This window comes from Rhodopirellula maiorica SM1 (assembly GCF_000346295.1).
Taxonomy (GTDB): Bacteria; Planctomycetota; Planctomycetia; order Pirellulales; family Pirellulaceae; genus Novipirellula; species Novipirellula maiorica.
In genome coordinates, this window is sequence record NZ_ANOG01000492.1 from 18,752 (window position 1) to 37,692 (window position 18,941).

At 54.7% G+C, this 18,941-nt stretch carries 21 protein-coding genes; 10 read left to right on the forward strand and 11 right to left on the reverse strand.

The features are described from left to right. Positions 1 to 483 precede the first annotated feature (483 nt). The gene (locus tag RMSM_RS39850; RefSeq protein WP_008697934.1) at positions 484 to 1,026 is read left to right on the forward strand and encodes a hypothetical protein; all 543 of its coding nucleotides are present in this window, start codon (positions 484 to 486) and stop codon (positions 1,024 to 1,026) included. A 118-nt stretch (positions 1,027 to 1,144) separates the two neighbouring features. Here the strand turns inward: RMSM_RS39850 and RMSM_RS15485 are convergent, their stop codons facing one another. From RMSM_RS15485 to aroF, 9 genes are all read right to left on the reverse strand, one after another. After that, positions 1,145 to 1,852 (reverse strand): class I SAM-dependent methyltransferase, encoded by a 708-nt coding sequence (locus tag RMSM_RS15485; RefSeq protein ID WP_008697935.1) that lies wholly within the window; start codon positions 1,850 to 1,852, stop codon positions 1,145 to 1,147. A gap of 157 nt (positions 1,853 to 2,009) precedes the next feature. Further along, positions 2,010 to 3,665 carry a putative manganese-dependent inorganic diphosphatase gene (locus RMSM_RS15490; protein ID WP_008697936.1) on the reverse strand — a complete coding sequence of 552 codons (1,656 nt, stop codon included), beginning with the start codon at positions 3,663 to 3,665 and terminating at the stop codon, positions 2,010 to 2,012. A 116-nt stretch (positions 3,666 to 3,781) separates the two neighbouring features. After that, complete coding sequence (locus tag RMSM_RS15495) at positions 3,782 to 4,333, reverse strand: flavoprotein (protein ID WP_008697937.1); 552 nt, start codon at positions 4,331 to 4,333, stop codon at positions 3,782 to 3,784. Continuing rightward, positions 4,330 to 4,605 (reverse strand): DNA-directed RNA polymerase subunit omega, encoded by a 276-nt coding sequence (locus RMSM_RS15500; protein WP_008697938.1) that lies wholly within the window; start codon positions 4,603 to 4,605, stop codon positions 4,330 to 4,332. The genes RMSM_RS15495 and RMSM_RS15500 overlap by 4 nt, the downstream gene beginning before the upstream one ends. Next, positions 4,590 to 5,192, reverse strand: coding sequence for a guanylate kinase (gene gmk / locus RMSM_RS15505; protein ID WP_008697939.1), 603 nt, complete (start codon positions 5,190 to 5,192; stop codon positions 4,590 to 4,592). Before gmk ends, RMSM_RS15500 begins: the two co-directional genes overlap by 16 nt. Before the next feature lie 17 nt (positions 5,193 to 5,209). Further along, positions 5,210 to 6,157, reverse strand: coding sequence for a YicC family protein (locus RMSM_RS15510; RefSeq protein WP_008697940.1), 948 nt, complete (start codon positions 6,155 to 6,157; stop codon positions 5,210 to 5,212). Between the two features lie 5 nt (positions 6,158 to 6,162). Further along, positions 6,163 to 6,762, reverse strand: coding sequence for a preprotein translocase subunit SecG (secG, locus tag RMSM_RS36955; protein ID WP_008697941.1), 600 nt, complete (start codon positions 6,760 to 6,762; stop codon positions 6,163 to 6,165). 58 nt (positions 6,763 to 6,820) lie between these two features. Continuing rightward, positions 6,821 to 7,576: a triose-phosphate isomerase gene (gene tpiA / locus RMSM_RS15520; protein WP_008697942.1), complete on the reverse strand. Its 756-nt coding sequence runs from the start codon at positions 7,574 to 7,576 to the stop codon at positions 6,821 to 6,823. Then, on the reverse strand, positions 7,573 to 8,610 hold the full coding sequence (gene aroF / locus RMSM_RS15525) for a 3-deoxy-7-phosphoheptulonate synthase (protein WP_008697943.1): 1,038 nt from the start codon (positions 8,608 to 8,610) through the stop codon (positions 7,573 to 7,575). The genes tpiA and aroF overlap by 4 nt, the downstream gene beginning before the upstream one ends. Before the next feature lie 978 nt (positions 8,611 to 9,588). Here aroF and RMSM_RS15530 point away from each other — a divergent pair. Beyond that, positions 9,589 to 10,716 (forward strand): glycosyltransferase family 4 protein, encoded by a 1,128-nt coding sequence (locus RMSM_RS15530; protein WP_008697944.1) that lies wholly within the window; start codon positions 9,589 to 9,591, stop codon positions 10,714 to 10,716. Between the two features lie 25 nt (positions 10,717 to 10,741). Beyond that, on the forward strand, positions 10,742 to 11,536 hold the full coding sequence (locus tag RMSM_RS15535; protein WP_008697945.1) for a class I SAM-dependent methyltransferase: 795 nt from the start codon (positions 10,742 to 10,744) through the stop codon (positions 11,534 to 11,536). A 23-nt stretch (positions 11,537 to 11,559) separates the two neighbouring features. Here RMSM_RS15535 and RMSM_RS15540 read toward each other — a convergent pair whose 3' ends face one another. Then, positions 11,560 to 12,393, reverse strand: a complete 834-nt coding sequence (locus RMSM_RS15540; protein ID WP_040767148.1) for an FkbM family methyltransferase — start codon at positions 12,391 to 12,393, stop codon at positions 11,560 to 11,562. A 393-nt stretch (positions 12,394 to 12,786) separates the two neighbouring features. Between RMSM_RS15540 and RMSM_RS15545 the strand changes: the two genes are divergently transcribed. Continuing rightward, positions 12,787 to 13,248 (forward strand): HugZ family pyridoxamine 5'-phosphate oxidase, encoded by a 462-nt coding sequence (locus RMSM_RS15545; RefSeq protein ID WP_008697947.1) that lies wholly within the window; start codon positions 12,787 to 12,789, stop codon positions 13,246 to 13,248. A gap of 86 nt (positions 13,249 to 13,334) precedes the next feature. After that, a complete protein-coding gene (locus RMSM_RS15550; protein ID WP_008697948.1) occupies positions 13,335 to 13,733 on the forward strand; it encodes a hypothetical protein in 399 nt (132 codons plus the stop codon). 21 nt (positions 13,734 to 13,754) lie between these two features. Here RMSM_RS15550 and RMSM_RS15555 read toward each other — a convergent pair whose 3' ends face one another. Then, complete coding sequence (locus tag RMSM_RS15555; protein WP_008697949.1) at positions 13,755 to 14,162, reverse strand: SseB family protein; 408 nt, start codon at positions 14,160 to 14,162, stop codon at positions 13,755 to 13,757. 303 nt (positions 14,163 to 14,465) lie between these two features. On the opposite strand from RMSM_RS15555, the gene RMSM_RS15565 reads away from it, so the two are divergent. From RMSM_RS15565 to RMSM_RS15590, 5 genes are all read left to right on the forward strand, one after another. Further along, a complete protein-coding gene (locus RMSM_RS15565; protein WP_008697951.1) occupies positions 14,466 to 15,896 on the forward strand; it encodes a Gfo/Idh/MocA family oxidoreductase in 1,431 nt (476 codons plus the stop codon). A gap of 197 nt (positions 15,897 to 16,093) precedes the next feature. Beyond that, the gene (locus tag RMSM_RS15575; protein WP_008697953.1) at positions 16,094 to 17,116 is read left to right on the forward strand and encodes a DUF3500 domain-containing protein; all 1,023 of its coding nucleotides are present in this window, start codon (positions 16,094 to 16,096) and stop codon (positions 17,114 to 17,116) included. Between the two features lie 88 nt (positions 17,117 to 17,204). Further along, positions 17,205 to 17,591, forward strand: coding sequence for a heavy-metal-associated domain-containing protein (locus RMSM_RS15580; RefSeq protein ID WP_008697954.1), 387 nt, complete (start codon positions 17,205 to 17,207; stop codon positions 17,589 to 17,591). A gap of 51 nt (positions 17,592 to 17,642) precedes the next feature. Beyond that, complete coding sequence (locus RMSM_RS15585) at positions 17,643 to 18,449, forward strand: sirohydrochlorin chelatase (RefSeq protein ID WP_008697955.1); 807 nt, start codon at positions 17,643 to 17,645, stop codon at positions 18,447 to 18,449. Positions 18,450 to 18,654: 205 nt separating this feature from the next. Beyond that, positions 18,655 to 18,941, forward strand: a 287-nt coding sequence (locus RMSM_RS15590; RefSeq protein WP_008697956.1) for a type II secretion system protein, incomplete at its 3' end; no start/stop codon positions are given.

The window sequence follows — 18,941 nt, forward strand, 5'->3', positions numbered from 1 at the left end:
GTCGTCCGACCGATGGAGAACACGAAAAGAGGCACCCTCTTTGCTGAACCACCACCGAATGTCCGATTGCTTGGTCCTCACTTGGTACGAACCAACCCAACGTGGATGCCGTAATCAAGAGTTTCCCCGGTCCAAACACTTTCCAAGCCTCGTGACCTAAAATTCAAGTATGCCCTAAAAATCAAGTCGCTCCGCTTTCCTTGCCTCCATGGCAATATTCGGCAAATGACCACTCTTGTAGGTGGGACCCAATCCTTCCGGTCCACCAGGACGAACAAAACAGTTCGCTATTGTTACCACGAGTCACCATGGGAGGTGTCCGACGCGGTTGCCGAGTAAAGTGAGACTGAGTCACACGATTTCTCCGGCAACGGGTGGGAGCGGTAGGGGTTGGCGGTGGCGCCGTTTGCACACTTTGGATTTTAGTCAGGTTGCCTTCGTGGTCCACCCACTTCGCCTTCAATTCTTTTTCATTTGATCTTCATGTACCAACTTTCATGCCCCCATTGTCAAAATGTGATCCTTGTCACCCCCTCACAAGCGGGTGATAGGGTTTCCTGCTCCTCCTGCGAGCAATCGGTCGCGGTCCCCCGGCTCGGAGAGCTCAAGCAGCTGCCGAGAGACGAGTCTCAGACCTCCGAGACGGATCGAGAGCCCCCCTACAATGAAGCGGGTTCCGCCCAAACGTTCGGCACCCTGGCATTGGGGTTGATTTGCACCGCAAGCCTATTGATTGCCGCTTACTGCGGCATTCGCTGGGCACTGATCGATGCCCCGGTCACGACGGAGATCCATTTGCAAGAGGTCCGCGACGTTTATCCGACTCGGAATCCCGCCGAACTGCTGCGGGAATATGAACAGATGGAAGAGACCGGACTCGAGCTGCCCGTCCCCTATGGCTACAAGCGAGTCCAAATGCTGAAGCAGGGCTGGGGCCAAAATGCGGCCATCGCAGGAGGTGTCGCGGTTCTGACTTTAATCGGAGCAATTCTTTTTGCTTCCTCAGGACGATCGCGACGGCAATGACCGTCAACGGCGTTTTTAGAAGACACTTGGTACAGCGAAACGCGTCGTCAAGCGAACCCCAGCGGCTTGCTGCCGCTGCATCGCCGGTGGGAGTTGACAGGCTGAAAGCCTTCCCACATTACTCGGGCTTGCGTCTCAAAACATAGACGACGTCCTCGGTCGACGCATCAACCTCAATCGGATGCTGGAGGTCGTAACCAAAGTCGTACGTGGCGGCGACCTCCCAACACTTACTCGATTGAATCAAACGGTTCATCTGTTTCGGGGTGTAGCTTCGCAACGCGAGTTCGTCGGTGATCCGAAAACTGTGCGACGGACTATGGATATCAAATCGAATGCCAAACCGCTCAATGCGGCTTTCCGTATTTCGCTCGTTGGTCCACATGTGCGTGCTGATCGCCAAGTGTCCGCGACGCGCCGACCATGACTCGGTTTCACTCGGTGCGACTGCGGTCGGGGTGAGATGAACGCCCAGCAAATACAGACCGCCGGGGCGAACAACTTCGCCCATGCACTGTAAATGCCCCCGCGCCTCACGCTCGCTGCACAGATGGCGAAAGCTATTGATAGTGTTAAACGCCAGATCGCATTTCCACTTTGTTTTGAAGTCGGACATGTCGGCGACAAAAGCGGATTCCCGCACACCATGTCGACGAAAACGAGCATTACAAAACTCGACCGCCTTGGGATTTAGATCAAGCCCGTCGACGCGAAACCCTTTTTTGACAAGTGCATAGAGTAGCCGCCCGGTGCCACAAGCGGGTTCAAACAGCCGTTTCGGAGCTCGCTGCATCCACTCGCTTCCGCAGCCCTGAATAAACTTCACTTCAGCCGCACAATCGGCGCCAAAAACGAGATCGTAATATTTTGGATGGTCGTAGATGGATTCGTTAATCGTTTCGATCGTTAGGGACTCCCGAGCCGAGCGGTGGCGAGAACAAAAGAGATACAGGATGACAGCCTAAATCAGCTGGACTGGAAAATCAGCTGGACTGGGGGGCGGAATCGAGCAGGCTGATGATCAATGGCAGCAGCTGTTTTTTGCGACTGACCACCTCTTCGAGCTCATACAGATTCTCTTCGAGTTCAGGATAATTAATTTCGTCCCACCCCTCCGGCTCTCGACTCATCAACAACAGACTGCCGTTACTGGAGATATCGGTGACCAACAGTGCTGAAAAGTCGAGCTGATGGTCTTTCGCCAATTGCTCCAGCGCGGCTGCCAATTCATCCTTACGCTCCCAAAACAAATCAAAACCAATCTCTTCGATCTGCGAAATCGAGAAATTGACTCCAGCCTCTTCGAATTCCTTGCAGTCTTCACGCACCACGCGGCCGGCTTCTCCGGATCGCAGCGCCGAGCCGACTTCGAAGAACTCGGTCGCATACTCCTCCAAATCAAACTCACAAAACTGCTGCAACCACTGCAAAATGTCGCGATCCACATCGGTAGTGGTGGGCGAACGCAAAAACAACGTGTCACTAATGATGCCCGACGCCATACACAGTGCCACTGCGGCAGAGGGTTTCAAATCAGACTGCCGGAACAAACGAGCGACAAGAGTGCACGTCGATCCCACCGGTTCCAAGGTAAAGCGAATCGGATTGGACGACTTGAGCGATCCACCGAGTCGGTGATGATCGAGCACCTCGGTGATGATCGCATCTTCGGCGCCCTGCACCGCTTGGGACAACTCGTTGTGGTCGACCAGCACCAATTCAGGCATCGGCGGGTTGATCAGGTCGCTCTTGCTGAGCACACCAAAGAGTTTTCCATTATCGAGCACAGGAAAGACGGTTTGCGAGGAACGAAAGATTTGTTGACGCGCCGCTTCCACCGGCATCTTTGCCGACAACGAAATGAAGTCACGCTGGATCACTGAATCGATCAGACGAGCCGCCTTGATTCGCATCGTGGTCGTCGCCGTGTCGTACGGGCTGATGATCACCGAGACGCCACGGGCTTTGGCCAAGTGCAACAAACCGCTGGACAATTCGTAACCGCCGGCGATCACCATCGCACGAACGCCCAGTTCGAGTGCAGGCAATTGGATCGTCGGCCGATCACCGCTGACGACCAGCAGCCGGTCGGCCGAAAACTGATTCATCCGCTGCGTGAATCCTTCGGCACTCATCGCGCCGACCGTCACGACAAATTCATCGGTCCGATCGGGGTCGACAACGTGCTGGAACGTTCCGCCCAACACCGAAGCAACTTTGTTCAGGTTGCTGCAAACCTCGCGCGAGTGAATCGGATCGACACCGCCTTGGAGCACCAATTCTAGCAGTTCCAACAACGTCACGATGCCGACAACTTTGTCGTTGTCATCGACGATCGGGATCGCGCGTAGCCCGTGTTCTTTCATCCGCTGATAGACTTCGTAGAACACGTCGGATTGGCGGGCGAAGACAACGTCGCGTTGGCAGACGTCCTCGATCTCGGGCCGCACGTCCATGATGATTCGCGGCGGCGGCAACTTGGCTTTACGAAGCGCGAATTCGGTCCGCTGGTTTGGCGCCCCACAACAAGCGGCGATCGCATCGGGTCGCGTCGTTTTCCTCAGAAAATCAGCGTAGGCAATCGCACTGCAAATCGCATCGGTATCGGGATTGCGGTGCCCGAAAACAAAGACAGTCATGGTTTGGCTCGTACCGCGAAACGCAGCAAAGAGAGATTAGAATAAAAGTCAAACATCATGCAGCCAGCCTAAGCCTTGGCTAGCGGAGGATACAGCTAACGTCCACGCAAACAGCATTACGATTCCGGCAATTGCTGAATCGCTGCAGCGACGATCGTATCAGGCTCGGCCATCCGCCCTTCGCCCCGAACGCGGCAACTAAGCCAACCTGACTCGGGACCGACAAAATGACATCCATCACGACGCAGCGTGTCCACGTTCCGCTGGACCGACGGTTTGCTCCACATCGACGCACTCATGGCTGGCGCCAACAAAACGGGACATTCGGCTTGCAAGTACAACGTGCTAATAAGATCGTCGGCGAGCCCTGAGGCAAACTTTGCTAAAAGATTCGCAGTTGCCGGAGCAACAATCAACAAGTCCACATCGCGAGTCCATTCGATGTGAGCCCCTAACGGAAATCGCCCAGGATCGAAGGAATCCTGAGCGACCGTTTTACCGGAGAGCGCCGCGAATGTGGCGGCGCCAATAAATTGAGTTGCCGATGCGGTCATTGCCGTACGCAGATCGTAGCCCGATTGAACGAGTCGACTACAAACGGTCGCCACCTTGTACGCAGCGATCCCCCCACCGACGGCGAGCAAGATTGCCCGCCTCTGCTCGCTCATAGATCCGACGCATCCAAATCGGGGCCGTCCGAAGCGGCATCGGCCGCCGCAGTCAGATCTTCGAGCGATTGGACTTCGTTGTCCATGTTCAACACGATTTTGTCTTGCATGATTTCCTGCAACACAATCGTCATCTTGTCGTGCGTGTCAACGTTCACGAGTGCCCGGCTGCCTTGGTTTAATTGCACCAAACGCTTTTGGATCAGCGTGCTTAACTTAAACCGACCACCGACCTTGTTGACGATCTCTTCTTCTTTTAGCTCTTCGAGCATGGTTGTTTTTCCTTTTGGTCTTTCAAAATTTGGCAGATTTCCGAGACGGCTCGATCGACCGACCCATTGATAATTTCGTATTGGTATCGATGCATGAACTGCATCTCGCGGCAAGCGGTTTCCAGCCGCGCCGCAATCGCTTCTTCGGACTCGGTCCCGCGTGTGCGAAGCCGCCGCTCGAGCTCTTCCATCCCACCGGGGTGAATGAACAGTGTAATCGGGCTGAACTCTTTGTGATCCAGCACAGCCAGGGCCCCTTGGACATCGATCTCCAAAATTACCCATTTACCAGCGTCTAGACCAGTGGCGACCTGCTCTCGGAGCGTGCCATACCAATGGCCACAGCCGAACACCTCTTTGCACTCTAGAAAATCGCCGGCTTCGCGTCGCCGCTCAAATTCATTGTGGTCCAAGAAAAAGTAGTCCACTCCGTCCTGTTCCCCCGGCCGCGGTTGGCGGGTCGTTGCCGAGATACTTGGCTGTAACGGTAGCGGGCACTCCTGTCGCAATTGGCGCACCACCGTTGATTTACCCGCTCCGCTAGGACCGGAGATGATGATCAGCCGACCACGTCCTTCCAAATTCATGTCTTGCCTTCGCTGGATTATTCGAGATTTTGGACCAATTCTCGCATCCGTTCGATTGCACACTTGATCTCGACGACATGCCCCGAAATTTCCGTCTGCGACGCCTTGCTGCCGATCGTGTTGGTTTCTCGCAGCATTTCTTGAACGATAAACTCGAGTTTGCGGCCGGACGGCTCGGGATCGCCCGCCGTTTCACCGCTGGCTGCCGCCTGATTGTTGCCACTTAACGTTTGCAGAAACAGCTGCAAATGGCTGCCCAGCCGGGTGATCTCTTCGCTGTAGTCCACCCGGTCGGCGTAGATTTGGACTTCGCGTAACAGATCGATCATCGGCACTTCGATGTCGTGCTGAGCCAACACACGCTGAATCTTTGTCTCTAAACGTTTTTGGTAGGTATCGACACTTCGCGGCCCAAGCTCGGCGATTTGTTGGACGTGATCGCGGATCAAATCACAATCCACTCGCAAACTCATCGCCATGTGAGCTCCTTCGTGAGCCCGCATCTGGTCGAGACTTTCCACCGCGTCACGAATCACCTGCTCGACCGCCGACCAAACCGCTGCGGTATCGACGCGTTCCTGAGACCGTGGGACCACCACGCCTGGCAACATCGCCAACTGGGCCAAATCGATCGTCGCGGCATCGCTGGCAAACGAAACTTTGGCCTTCTGCAGCTGCTCGAAATAGGCCCCCAGCACCGCTTGATCGATCTGGGGCAGCGTTTCCGATGATGGTCGCTTCCAATTGACCGCAAGATTTACGCTGCCGCGATGAATCAACTTGCGGACCAACGACTCAATTCGCGAATCAAACGCTGACAACGCGTCGCTTGATCGCAGAGCGCATTTGAAACCGCGATTATTGACCGTACGTACTTCCACCACAAACGTACCGAGATCCGTTTGCAGCGACGCATGACCTTGACCGGTCATGCTGCGAGCATTTTCAGGAATAACAGAACTCATGCAGTCTACTTGTCGCCGTCACTGTCGGCGGATTCCGCTGCGGTGTCGGTCGCAGCGGCTTCGCTGGTTTCGTCCGCAGCCGGTTCGCTGGTTTCGTCCGCAGCCGGTTCGCTGGTTTCGTCCGCAGCCGGTTCGCTGGTGGATTCGTCGCTGGTTGCCGGTGTCAATTCAACCGTGTTTTCCGGGGTCTCCGGGGTTTCGTCGCCACTAGATAGTCCTGCCTCCAGACCACTGGTTCCTTCGCCATCAAGCTTGGGCAGCGTGAATGTTTCGCCTACTGGATCCTTGTCGCCGCCGCCCGACTTGATCACCGAATCGGCGGTCGTTGTCGGAGCATGGGTGCCTAGCAACCACATGGTGAACGCACATGAGAACGCCCAAACGGTCGCAACGACCACGGTGATCACGGTAAACGTGTCGCCTGCTTTGCTACCAAATGCACTTTGTCCACCAGGACCTCCGAGTGCTCCGGTCAATCCGCCACCTTTTCCACGTTGGATCAGCACCAACAGAATCAGAAACAGCGACAAAAATCCCATCAAGAAGCCCAAGATGGCTCCTTCGAGCGACGCAATCAGCAAAAATCCAGCGATCTGAGCGATCATGACTTTGTTCGTCCTTCAAATAGACATTGTAATAGTTGTATGTTTCGCGGCGGCGTGTTTAGCCGGCCGCGATTATTCCTGCGAAGTCATCGGCTTTCAGACTAGCTCCGCCCACCAAAGCTCCGTCAATGTTTGGTTGCCCAAGCAATTCCTTGGCATTGCCTGGTTTGACGCTGCCACCGTATTGAATCCGGATCTGTGCCGCTACGTCGGTTGTGAACATCTCACCCAACAATTTGCGAATCAGGGCATGAACCTCTTCGGCTTGCTCGGGAGAGGCCGTTTTGCCGGTCCCGATCGCCCATACAGGCTCGTAGGCCACAACAATTCCTGCAGCGCGGATCTCATCAAGTCCTGCCAGCGATCCGCGAACCTGCGTTTCGATCACTTCTTCCATTTTACCCGCTTCACGCTCTTCGAGCGTTTCGCCAACGCACACGATTGGCACCAAGTTGCCCGCAAGTGCCGCATGCAGCTTCTTGCTGACGTCCGCATCGGTTTCGCCCATCAAGGCACGACGCTCGCTGTGGCCCAAGATCACAAAGCCACATCCAACATCGGTTAACATCGATGCGTTGACTTCGCCCGTGAAAGCCCCATCTTCGGCAGCGTATAAGTTCTGGGCTCCTAATTGGACCGAAGTTCCCGCGACTGCATCCGCAACGCTGGACAGATACACCGAAGGTGGACATAGGACCACTTCGACAGTCGGTGTTTCCCCGACGGCGGCAACCACTCCCTTGGCCAATGCGACTGCACTGTCACTACGAGTGTTCATTTTCCAGTTGCCAGCGATGATTGTTTGACGACTCAAGCCATTTTCTCCGGAAGCGGGGACACAGTTTTTCCAAACAGCTTAGCAAGTTCTTTCATTTGGTCTGCAAGCTGACGATATTGATCGGGTAATAAAGCCTGAGGGCCGTCACTTTTGGCTTCTTCGGGGCAATCGTGGACTTCGATATGCACCCCATCGGCCCCGGCAGCCAAACCGGCCAACGCACAGGAGGGGATCAGATCAGGCCGGCCAGTCGCGTGCGATGGATCGACAATCACAGGCAAGTGCGACAAATTGTGAATCAGGGGAACAGCGGCGACATCAAACAGATTCCGCGTCAGGCTATCAAATCCTTTGACCCCACGCTCACAAAGCACCACGTTCATGTTGCCTTGCGACAGAATGTATTCGGCGCACATCAGCAGATCGTTGATCGTGGCACTCATGCCGCGTTTTAATAGCACCGGCCGCTGCGATTTGCCCACTTCGGTCAACAAGGCAAAGTTCTGCATATTGCGAGCCCCGACCTGCAACATGTCCGCATGTTCAGATACCAGTTCCACCAATCGGGGATCTGTGACTTCGGTGACGACCGGCAGATTGAATTTGTCGCCCACTTCACGTAGCAGTTTGAGCCCTGCTTCGCCAAGTCCCTGGAATGCATAGGGGCTGGTTCGCGGCTTGTAGGCGCCGCCGCGAAACAGGTTTGCACCTGATTCGCACACACTTTCGGCAATCCGGAACATGCGGTCACGATCTTCGACACTGCAGGGGCCCGCGATCATGCCGAGATGCCCATTGCCAATTTTCACCCCGGAAACATCGACGATACTTGGTTCGGGGTGGGCTTCGCGTGATGCCAACTTGTAGGGTGGAAGCACGGGAATGACTTGTGCCACGCCCGGAATCGCATGGAGCGGCTCGGACTGCAGCTTTTCTTCGTCGCCGATGATGCCCACGATCGTGCGGAACGTCCCACGGCTGAGGTGATGCTGCAGCCCAAGAGCCTCGATCCGCTGAAGCACGTGATCGATTTGCTCTTCCGTTACGTTGCTTTGCAGAATGACGATCACGGCGTAGGTGGCCTGTGAATGGTTTCGGGTTGTCGGAGAATGCCGAGTTGGGCAAGCGGGGCAATGTAGCAGGCAAACCGCAGAATCGTCGAGGCCAATGGGGGCTTGTGGCACCGCATTTCTCGACTCTTCCTCGACTCTTCACCGTGTACCAGTCGAAATTATACGCCTCCGAGGCGAATCAACGTACGACAAGCCCCTCTTTTTTTGCTCTCTGAGCCCGGCCCGCGACGCCAAACCACGTCTATTTCGCCTAACTCGCTTCTTGTTGAGTTTTGTGAGACTCCGCACTCAAATCCCCTTGAAATCAGGGGTCGTTCTGTCGCCGAAGGTGATTGGCGAGAGAACATCGGTGTTAAAGCAGACGGGCTATCAGAAATCGACAGAAGCCAGTTGCCGAAGATGACCGATCAGAATCAGCAAGCCAACTGCGGGTCGCACGCCGAGCGATCGTCATCCGTCTGACGAATCGCCCACAACCCACTCCCCAGCAACGCTAGCAAACCAGCCTCCTCAATGGGGACAGACCCTATTTAAGGGGGACAACCGTTTCCACGAGGGACAGACCCTGAAGTAATGCTAGCGGACTCCATGAGGGACAGACCCCGATGGGAGACTCACGGGGGACAGACCCTGAGTTGGGACGGACCCTGAGTTGGGACGCGAGGAATGCTTGCAAAACACATGGGGGACAGACCCCGATGGGGAGACCCTGATGGGGAACAGACTCGAATTGTCTTTATTTAAAAGTGGAAAGTTTGCTACAACGAACTTGCGGGGCTAGACCAACTCCCCAAACGAGCCCCGCGAACCCTCCCCTGTGAAGATAAAACAAGGTTTCTCAACCCATCACACATCTTCGCCGGGCAATGTTTATCGACGTTTATCGACCCCAACGTGCTTCGTCCGCAACGCCCTTCTTGACTACTACCGTTTTCATTCCGTTCACTCCATTCTCCGACCACAGTTAACGATAGCATGCGAGTTCTTTACGAAGGTTCCATATTCGAGATGCTTCGTTGTGGCGGCGTTGCACGTTATTTTGTCGAGCTGATTAATCGACTCCCCGCGGACACCACGCCAATCATGCTCGGGCCGGAAGAACCGGCGACGGGGATTACGCATCCTCGTTTTCAATACGAAGCGGTGGCGACGCGGCCGCCGCTCAAATTTCTGCGGAAACTTTGGCATCCTGCTCAGCACGGCCGCATCGGCAAACGGATGCAAGAACAGCAAGCCGACCTCGTTCATTGGACCTATTACCAAGGTTTATGCCGACGTCCGATCCAGCGGTCTGGCGTGCCGACGATCGTCACGGTTTATGACTTTATCCACGAGGCATTTCCCGATACCGATCCAACGGGCAAGTCGCTGACGATGAAGGCCAACGCGATCGACGTTGCGGACCACATCTGCTGTATTTCGCAAACCACTTACGACGAATTGTGTGAGCGGTTTCCGACAGCGGCACACCGTGCCTCGATCACTCCCCTGGGAAGCGGGCTATCGGACGTGCATGCTGCTCCGCTGCCCACCGAACTCCGCGGGCGTCCCTTTGTTTTGTTCGTCGGTCGTCGCGGAGGCTACAAGAACTTTGACCTGCTGTGGCGTGCTTGGAACAAGATGAAGCAGGCAACTCCCGATTTGAATCTTGTGCTTGTGGGCCCACGGATGAAACCGCGAGAGCAAGCGGCACTGGGTTGGTCCAACGACGATCCTCGCACGCAACTGTACGTTGCCGCAGACGATTCGCTGCTAAAAACCCTCTACCAGCACTGCAACGCCTTCGTTTTCCCTTCGAAAATGGAAGGTTTTGGATTGCCCGTGCTTGAAGCGATGATCAATGGATGCCCGGTTTTTGCGTCGTCCTGTGCTGCGCTGCGCGAGGTCGCCGGCTCAGCCGGCTATTTCTTTGATCCTGAAAACGTCGACGCACTTGCCGAACTGCTCGTTGCCGCAGGGAACGACACCATTTCCGACCGTGCTAGCAAAATCGCGGCCGGTCACCGCCGAGCCGAATATTTTTCCTGGGAAAACACTGCCGCGCAGACGATAAAGGTCTATGAAGACTTGCTGAATCAAAAATGCGTGCGTCATGCCGCATAGATCATAACCTTTCAAGGACCCGGCCATGGCAATGGATTGCCTCGTCTGCAACGGACGTTCGGAATCATTCGCACGAGCAACCATCCTGGGCCGACACGAGATCGAATACTTTCGCTGCGTCGATTGCGAATTCATCCAGACCGAAACACCGTACTGGCTAGACGAAGCGTACGACTCGGCGATTGTGTCCACCGACGTCGGCTTGGTAGGCCGAAACGAAGCGTTTGCAAAGATTGTCGATCGCACCCTGCGATTGGTAATGCCGGGCATTGAATCGGGTGTCGATTATGGCGGCGGGTATGGCATGTTCACACGAATGATGCGTGATCGTGGCCACGATTTTTCTCATTACGATCCCTACTGCGAAAACCTTTTCGCGCAGGGCTACGAAGTCCAACCCGGTGCCCAACAGTTTGATTTAGCAACGGCATTCGAAGTGTTTGAGCACATGGCGGATCCGCACCAAGATCTGAAAACCCTTGATTCGCTCGGGGCCAATTGGATCATCTCAACTCGCATTGTTCCCGACCCGGCGCCGCAACCAGACCAGTGGTGGTACTACGTGCTCGAAGGTGGTCAACACATTGCGTTGTGGTCGCATCGAGCACTGCAATCGATCGCATCGCAGTACAAACGTCACCTAACCGTCACACGTCGAGGCATGCATCTTTTCAGCCAACAAAAGGTCAACCCTTTTCTGGTACGGAGCGTGGTCCGCAATCGCTCGATTCGTGTGTTCGATGGTTTTCGCAAACGCAAATCGCTGCTGCAAGCAGATGCCAAGCGAGCAATCGAGCGAACCAAACGCCACGCGGCATAACGTTCACCGCTCTACAACGACGGTTAAGCTGCGGATTTCAGTCCCGCGATGGCTTCACGTCGCACAAAGAGCCCCTCGGTTTGGTCGCCCCGTTCCACAGGCTCTGACAACGTGGGACTCGATAGCAACATCTCGTAGCCGAGCTGATTCATCGATTCGATCAATTCCTGCCATTCGTGCGAGTGTTCGCACTTCTCCGGCTTCGACGACGCAGCAGACCGAGAGACAACTGGCCGAGAGACAACTGGCCGAAACGACAACGGCACTTGAATCGCCATGATTCGCTCGAGACAACCGCTGGCCCCCGCGAACACTTGTTGCTCATGTCCCTGAACATCCAGCTTGAGGAAACATCGATCACCGCTGGTGTAGTAATCGTTGAACACGGCATCGAGACGCCGGGTACGGACTGGCACACGGCCGACCCACGCATTGGAATCGCCGTCCAATACGGAAGCGACCGTGGTCGCATCCTCATAGCAATGTTGTAACGAGTGGCTGCCCCCGTTTGCCGCCACACGCAACATCGCGGTACCGTTTTTGCTGCTTAGCGCGAATGCCTCGGCTTTCCAATTTCGAAAACCGCGGCGACTCTTACTAAGCGTGGCATAGGTCTTGGGATCGGGCTCGAACGAGATGATCCGCCCCGCGTATCCGCTGCGGATCAAATTTTGGCTGTATTGCCCGCCATTGGTACCAACATCCAATACCAGATCAATATCGTATCGCCGCATCAACGCGATACCTTCACTGCCATGGGTGACAGTTTTACTCAAACCCGAAGTGCGGCGACGCGTCATTGAAAAAGCGTCTGTCTCTTCTGACCGCGACGATGGCGACGAAGAAGCGTCTGACATCTGAAGAATCCAACATTCTAAAAAACGACACGACGCGATGCTGCGAAGCCAACACAACCCTCACCTGCTGAGACCGTTCCGCCAGGGTCCACCACGATGGCAACATCGCTTAGCACACCTTAGCGATTTCCTTCGATTTCCCGCAACATCGCTTTGTCACACCCCAATCACCACTGCGGTGCATATTGACCGTGAAAAGACCGACTGCGGATGGTTGCTGCTCAAACGGGAGCAAGACGTGCAACATCACTCACCGCCAGCTAGAATAAACGAGCACCAAATGTGAAGTATTTGTTTGCAGTTTGAGTTGATCCTGTTAACCTTCTTCCCCCTTCTCCTTCCAAATCAGGTGCCCAGCACAGGATTTGTCGTTACTGAAATGACGGAAATGAAATGACAAAAGTTGCGAATGCAAATACGGTCGTCGTGATTACAGAGAACGCGTTGACGGCCAGCCTTGGGACGTTAAACGAAGACAACTCGCCGTTCGTGAGCCTGGTGACAATCGCATCGGAAAGCCCCACTTCGGTGCTGATGCTGCTGAGCGGGATCGCCAAACACACTCAAAACCTCAGCCATAGTGTCCGCTGCTCGCTGATGATTGCCGAGGAATGTGACCAAACGGTCGCTCCGCTCACCGGCGCACGCGTCTCGCTGTGCGGGACCTGTGTTCGGATTGCCAAAGACGAGGAAGAGGTGGCACGCGAGATTTTTCTGGGGAAACATCCCCATGCTACCGTGTATGCCGACTTTGAAGATTTCGGCTTCTACCGCTTTGACATTGACGAAGCCTATTTGATTACAGGTTTCGGCAGAATCGATACGATCTCGGCGGATGAACTGAGAAACCGCTGAGATGTTTTTGTCGCCTGTGCCGGCGCCATGAAACCGCCGAGCGAATGCTGCTTCGTTCTTATTGACAGCAACTTTGGACTTGATGCATGAACGCTTCCCCTTCGGACGATAGCGATAACCAGGGCTCGCCCCACGACGAATCTGCGGACGAAATCCAGATCAACGAGAAATCGCGGTCGCGTTCAGGTCAGGTGACAAACGATGTGGACTCGCAACAGATCGCTCAATTTGTCACCACGATCAAAAATGCCGAACAACAGGTTGGCGAGCACATCATCACGGCGCTACGGCACGAAGACACCGTTGCGGTGATCACCACCGTGGTGGTCGGTGATGATGGTCAGCAGCGTGTGGTGTCGGCGGCATTGAACCCGGCGCGGCTGCAACAAGTCCAAGACCTGTTGCAAGCGGCGGCGGATGAACGCGAAGACGAAGAGCCGTGTGTTGGGTTCCACTGTTTAGTGAAACCCAAACAAGCGTCCTGAGCTCGGTGAGCGATCGCTTCGCTATTCGGACTCGCCCAGCTCGAGGACCTCGGTGGCAAGATCGGGATCGATGATCTGCTTGAACTCGGTTTCTGGATTGATCAGCAAACCGAAGCCTTCGGGCAAAAACTCGAGCAACGTCTCACCATCGACGACAAACCCTTGGACCTCATCCTCTTCGCTGAACAAGTCTCCCATTTCACCGACAAACAGTCCCGCGTTCTCTTCGGAGCTGAAGGCCACCAAGACGTCCGCATCTTCGATCTCAGCCGTCAACGCTCCCATACTCTCCTCGTCACCGTCGCCCTCATCTTCGTCGTCGATATTGATCAGCACGAAATCAAGTCCAAGCAGGATAGAACGGATTTCTTTTGCGTTGCGTTCGGTGATCGCAGCATCCAAAGCTTGGACGTGGGATTGAAAAGTCATGGACGCGAGGCTCGGTAAAGAGTTTAAGAAACGGAAAGAATGCTTCGAAATTCAATTCCACAAGTGTATCACGCCGAGCCTCTCGATAGCAGATGCCAGAGATTCCTCATCCGATCCGGCAAAACGACTGCCAATTTCGGATAACCGAACCCGTCATCCAGCCCTCGGGGCACAATCAAAACCGTTCCTCCGCCTTGCTGCGTCATTCATTACGAATCTTGTTCCTTCGTTGCTGAATTCAGATATACTGCCGGAACATCCAAGACTCCTCAATTTCACTAATATGAGACAGGTTGATATTCTATGAATCGCCACAAGCACACCCCCTCTGCTGAGCGTACTGCCCAAGCTAATGGACGAGGCGCCAATGGACGACGCGAATTTTTGAAAACGAGCGCTGCGGTGGGTGCGGCGACTTCCGTCCCCTACTTTTTCAGCAGTGCGAAATCGCAAGCGGCGGAGACTCAATCTAAGAACGATCGAATGACGATCGGTGTGATCGGTGCCGGCGGCATGGCAACGGGCAACATCGATTCGGCCAAAGAATGGTTGGATGTGGTTGCCGTCGCAGACGTCGACAAAACCCGCAGCGACAAATTCAACAAGCGATTTGCCGATGGCAAAGCCGATACCTACGAAGACTATCGTGAAATCCTCGATCGTGATGATATCGACGTCCTTCACATTGCCACTCCGGATCACTGGCACACCAAACCGCTTGTCGAAGCGATGTTGGCGGGAAAAGACGTGTACTGCGAAAAACCGCTGACGTTGACCATCGACGAAGGCAAATTGATCCGCAAGGTACAAAAGGATACCGGGCGAATTGTGCAGGTTGGCACGCAACAACGAAGCACGTTCCACTTATTCGTCAAAGCGATGGCGATCGTTGCCGAAGGCCGACTCGGCAAGATCACTCAGGTTCAAGCCGCAATCGGTGGCGCTCCGTCGAGCCCCGAGATCCCGGTCGCCGAAGTGCCTGAGCACTTGAACTGGGACCGTTGGCTCGGCCCGGCTCCGAAGGTGGATTACCGATACATGAAAAGTGGCAAAACCGCGCACACCAACTGCCACTACGAATTCCGCTGGTGGTACGAATACTCTGGCGGAAAACTGACCGACTGGGGTGCTCACCATGTCGACATTTGTAACTGGGCACTGAAGTTGAACGGCCAAACCGAAGGGCCACAATCAATCAGCGGAACGGCGAAACACCCCGTCGAATTCAAAGATGGGTTCCCGGTACAAAACGACCGCTACAACACCGCAACGGGGTTCCAGTTCAACGTGAAGTATCCTGGCGATACCGAAATGATCATTCGCAACGATACCGACAACGGTGTCTTGATCACGGGAACCAAAGGCAAAATCTTTGTCAATCGCGGCAAATTGGTTGGCAAACCCGTCGAGGATTTGGCCAGCAACCCCTTGCCCGAAGATGCGATTTCCAAGGTTTACAAGGGATTGCCGATGGAACACAACGGACGCAAACAACACTGGGCAAACTTCCTGCACTGTGTTCGCGAACGCAAAGAACCAATTTCGGACGTCCATACGCACATGCAAATGCTAAATGTCTGCCATTTGGCAGGCATCTCCGCTCGCTTCGGCCGCGATTTGAAGTGGGACGATGCAAACGAGCAAATCGTAGGTGACGAGGAAGCCAACAGCTTCTTAGCACGTCCCTATCGCGAAGGCTATGAGATCGAGATGCGAAAGCCAGTGAAGAGCTAGCATCTCGCTGAATCACCGAAAAACAAGAGAAACGCCGCGGGAGAAGTGATTCCTCCGCGGCGTTTTTGTTTTGCAATCCGAGCGTTTTGCCAGCCACATTTGCTTTCCTCTGCCGGATCGAGCCCCCTATAATAGCGAAGTTCGGCTTCAAGCCCGCCATTACCCCGCCCCTCGCCCATACCTATTTGGACCACGCAATGAACGATCCGCACGCCGTCAACCGTCGTCAATTTCTGGGACAAAGCTCCGCTGCCATCACAGGCGCTGCTATCGCGGGTGCCGCAGCCACCCCGCTGTTCTCCTCGGCAGCGAAGGCAGCCGAAGCAACGCCAACTGCCGAAACGCTGGTGGGTCGCCTGTACGAAACCCTCAGCGAGAAACAACGCAGAGACGTCTGTTTCGATTGGAATCACCAAGACCCCAAACGCGGTCTGCTGCGAACTTTTGTCGCCAATAACTGGAACATCACCAAGCACGAGATCAACGACGATTTCTATAGCGAAGAACAACGCGACCTGATCAAGCAAACTTTTGAATCGATCATTCATCCCGATTGGCACGATCGCTACTACCAACAACTCGAAGACGACGCTGGCGGATTCGGAAACGAACAATCGATTGCAATCTTTGGGACTCCGGGCAAAGGCAAGTTCGAAATGGTGATGACCGGTCGCCACATGACATTGCGTTGCGACGGCGATTCGACCGACCATGTGGCATTTGGTGGACCGATTTTTTATGGCCACGCGCCCGATCTCAACGAAGGTGCCAACCACATCGACAATGTCTTTTGGGACCAAGCTATTGCAGCAAATGACTTGTACAAAATGCTCGATGGACGACAACAAAAAGAGGCCTTGGTCGCAAAGTCGCCTCGCGAGCAGAACGTTCACTTTCGTGGCAAACAAGGCAAGCGAACCGGATTACCGGTCTCGGACATGTCTGCCGATCAACAAGCCCATCTGCAAACGGTTTTGCAAAAATTGGTCGAAATGTATCGCCAAAACGATCGCGACGAAGTGGTTCGCTGTCTGAAGAGCCAGGGCGGACTCGAAGCCTGTGAATTGTCGTTCTACCAAGACCACGACATTGGCAATGACAAGGTGTGGGACAATTGGCGTCTTGAAGGCCCCGCCTTTGTATGGCACTATCGCGGGGCCCCACACGTCCACGTGTGGGTCAATGTCGCCGATGACCCAAGTGTAAAAACGAACAGCTGACCTTGCCGCGGGCGGCAAGCACGCTACAGTCAAACCAACTTTTACCCTTTTTCTTTCACGAATTCCCATTCTTTTAGAGAGACTTTCCATGCGTGGAATTGCTTACGCGATCGCAGCCTTAGCCGCCGTTATCATCATGATGGCGGTTGCCAAAATGCCTCCAAACGCCGCACAACCGACCAACGAAGTGGCCAGCGCGGCGACCGAAACCGTGTCCACCGAAGTGATGGCCGACGAAGGAACGCTAACGCTCGCAGTTCCCGAAATGCACTGTTCGGTATCGTGTTACCCACGTGTCAAGGAACTGCTGGAAAACACCGAAGCGGTTGAAACCGTTGAATTGGCCGCTCAGAAAGAAGAGGGCATCATCGACAATCGACAAGTGATCGTGCACTACAAGCCTGGATTCGATGTCGGCCAAGCTTTGACTGCTTTGGAACAGGAAGGCTTCTCGAAATCGGACGTCGTACACTAGTGCCGACCGACAAAGATCGGCTCGGAAACCACAACGGCTGTCATAACTATCGTGCCTGAGCTTCGCCCTGCGTCGACCCACCCAATCCAACAAAACACCAAACCAATCGGCGTTTTGTTGGTGGGTCATGGCACACGAGACGAGGTCGGCACGCAGCAGTTTTTCGAACTTTCGGAAAAGCTGCAACACCATCTTCCCTCGATGCAGGTTCAGCCCTGCTTGCTCGAGTTCCAGCAACCGACGATTCCCGAAGCGTGGAACCGATTGGTCAGCCAAGGCGTGTCGGAGATCCGCGTCGCTCCGCTGTTGCTATTTGCCGCCGGACACGCCAAGCAGGACATTCCGGACTTGGTGCAAAAATGCCAAGCGGAAACACCGCATGTGTCGTTCACGCATACACGTCCGATTTCACGGCAAGCAGCACTGGTTGAATTGGTATGCAACCACTTGCAAGCGGCACACAAAGGCTTCGCTCGCCCCGAAGATGAAATCACGTTGATGATGGTCGGTCGTGGCAGCCACGATCCGTGTGCGCAAGCTGACATGCGAGTATTGAGCGAAGTGGTTTCTTACCGGCTAGGCATCACCAATCCATCGACCTCGTTTTACGCGATGGCCAAGCCACGTTTTGCAGAAACACTCGAGCAGCAGGCTCGACACAGCCGAAGCCGTAAAATCCTGATCCACCCTCATCTGTTGTTTGATGGCCGCTTGTTTCAAGCGATCCAACAGATCGTGACGCAAGCACAGGCAAAGTTCCCCGACGTCGAAATTCGCTTGTCGTCATATCTGGGACCTCATGAATTGGTCGCCCAGTCGATCGCGGCACGAATCACCGAGAACACGCGTCAAAACTAATGCGCATTGCTAGGATGGACCGCCATTTTGGACGGTCGCATCAATGCAACAAAATGCTTGCGGCTGTGTGCAGCCCCCCATTATAGTGAAGCAGCCTTCGATCGTTGGTCCCGCATGACGATGTGTCGTTTTATGAACCGCCATACGTCCGCGATATCGAAACACCACCGCTCTTCTTCTTGTCATTTCACCCCAAAAAAGTGCCATGCGACAAGCCATCCACCGCGCCTTCACGCTCGTCGAACTGCTGGTCGTGATCGCAATCATTGGGATACTGGTGGGGTTGCTCTTGCCAGCGGTGCAGTCGGTTCGCGAAGCGGCACGGGTCGTCCAGTGCCAAAATCACTTGAAGCAAATCGGGCTCAGCTTTCACAACTACTCGACCGGATTTCGCCGATTGCCGGGATATGCGGGCGAGGCGAATCCGCAGCTCGTCATCTTCCCGGATCGCAATCAACCGACATTGCGATGGCAGGGGCAAATTGGATTGCT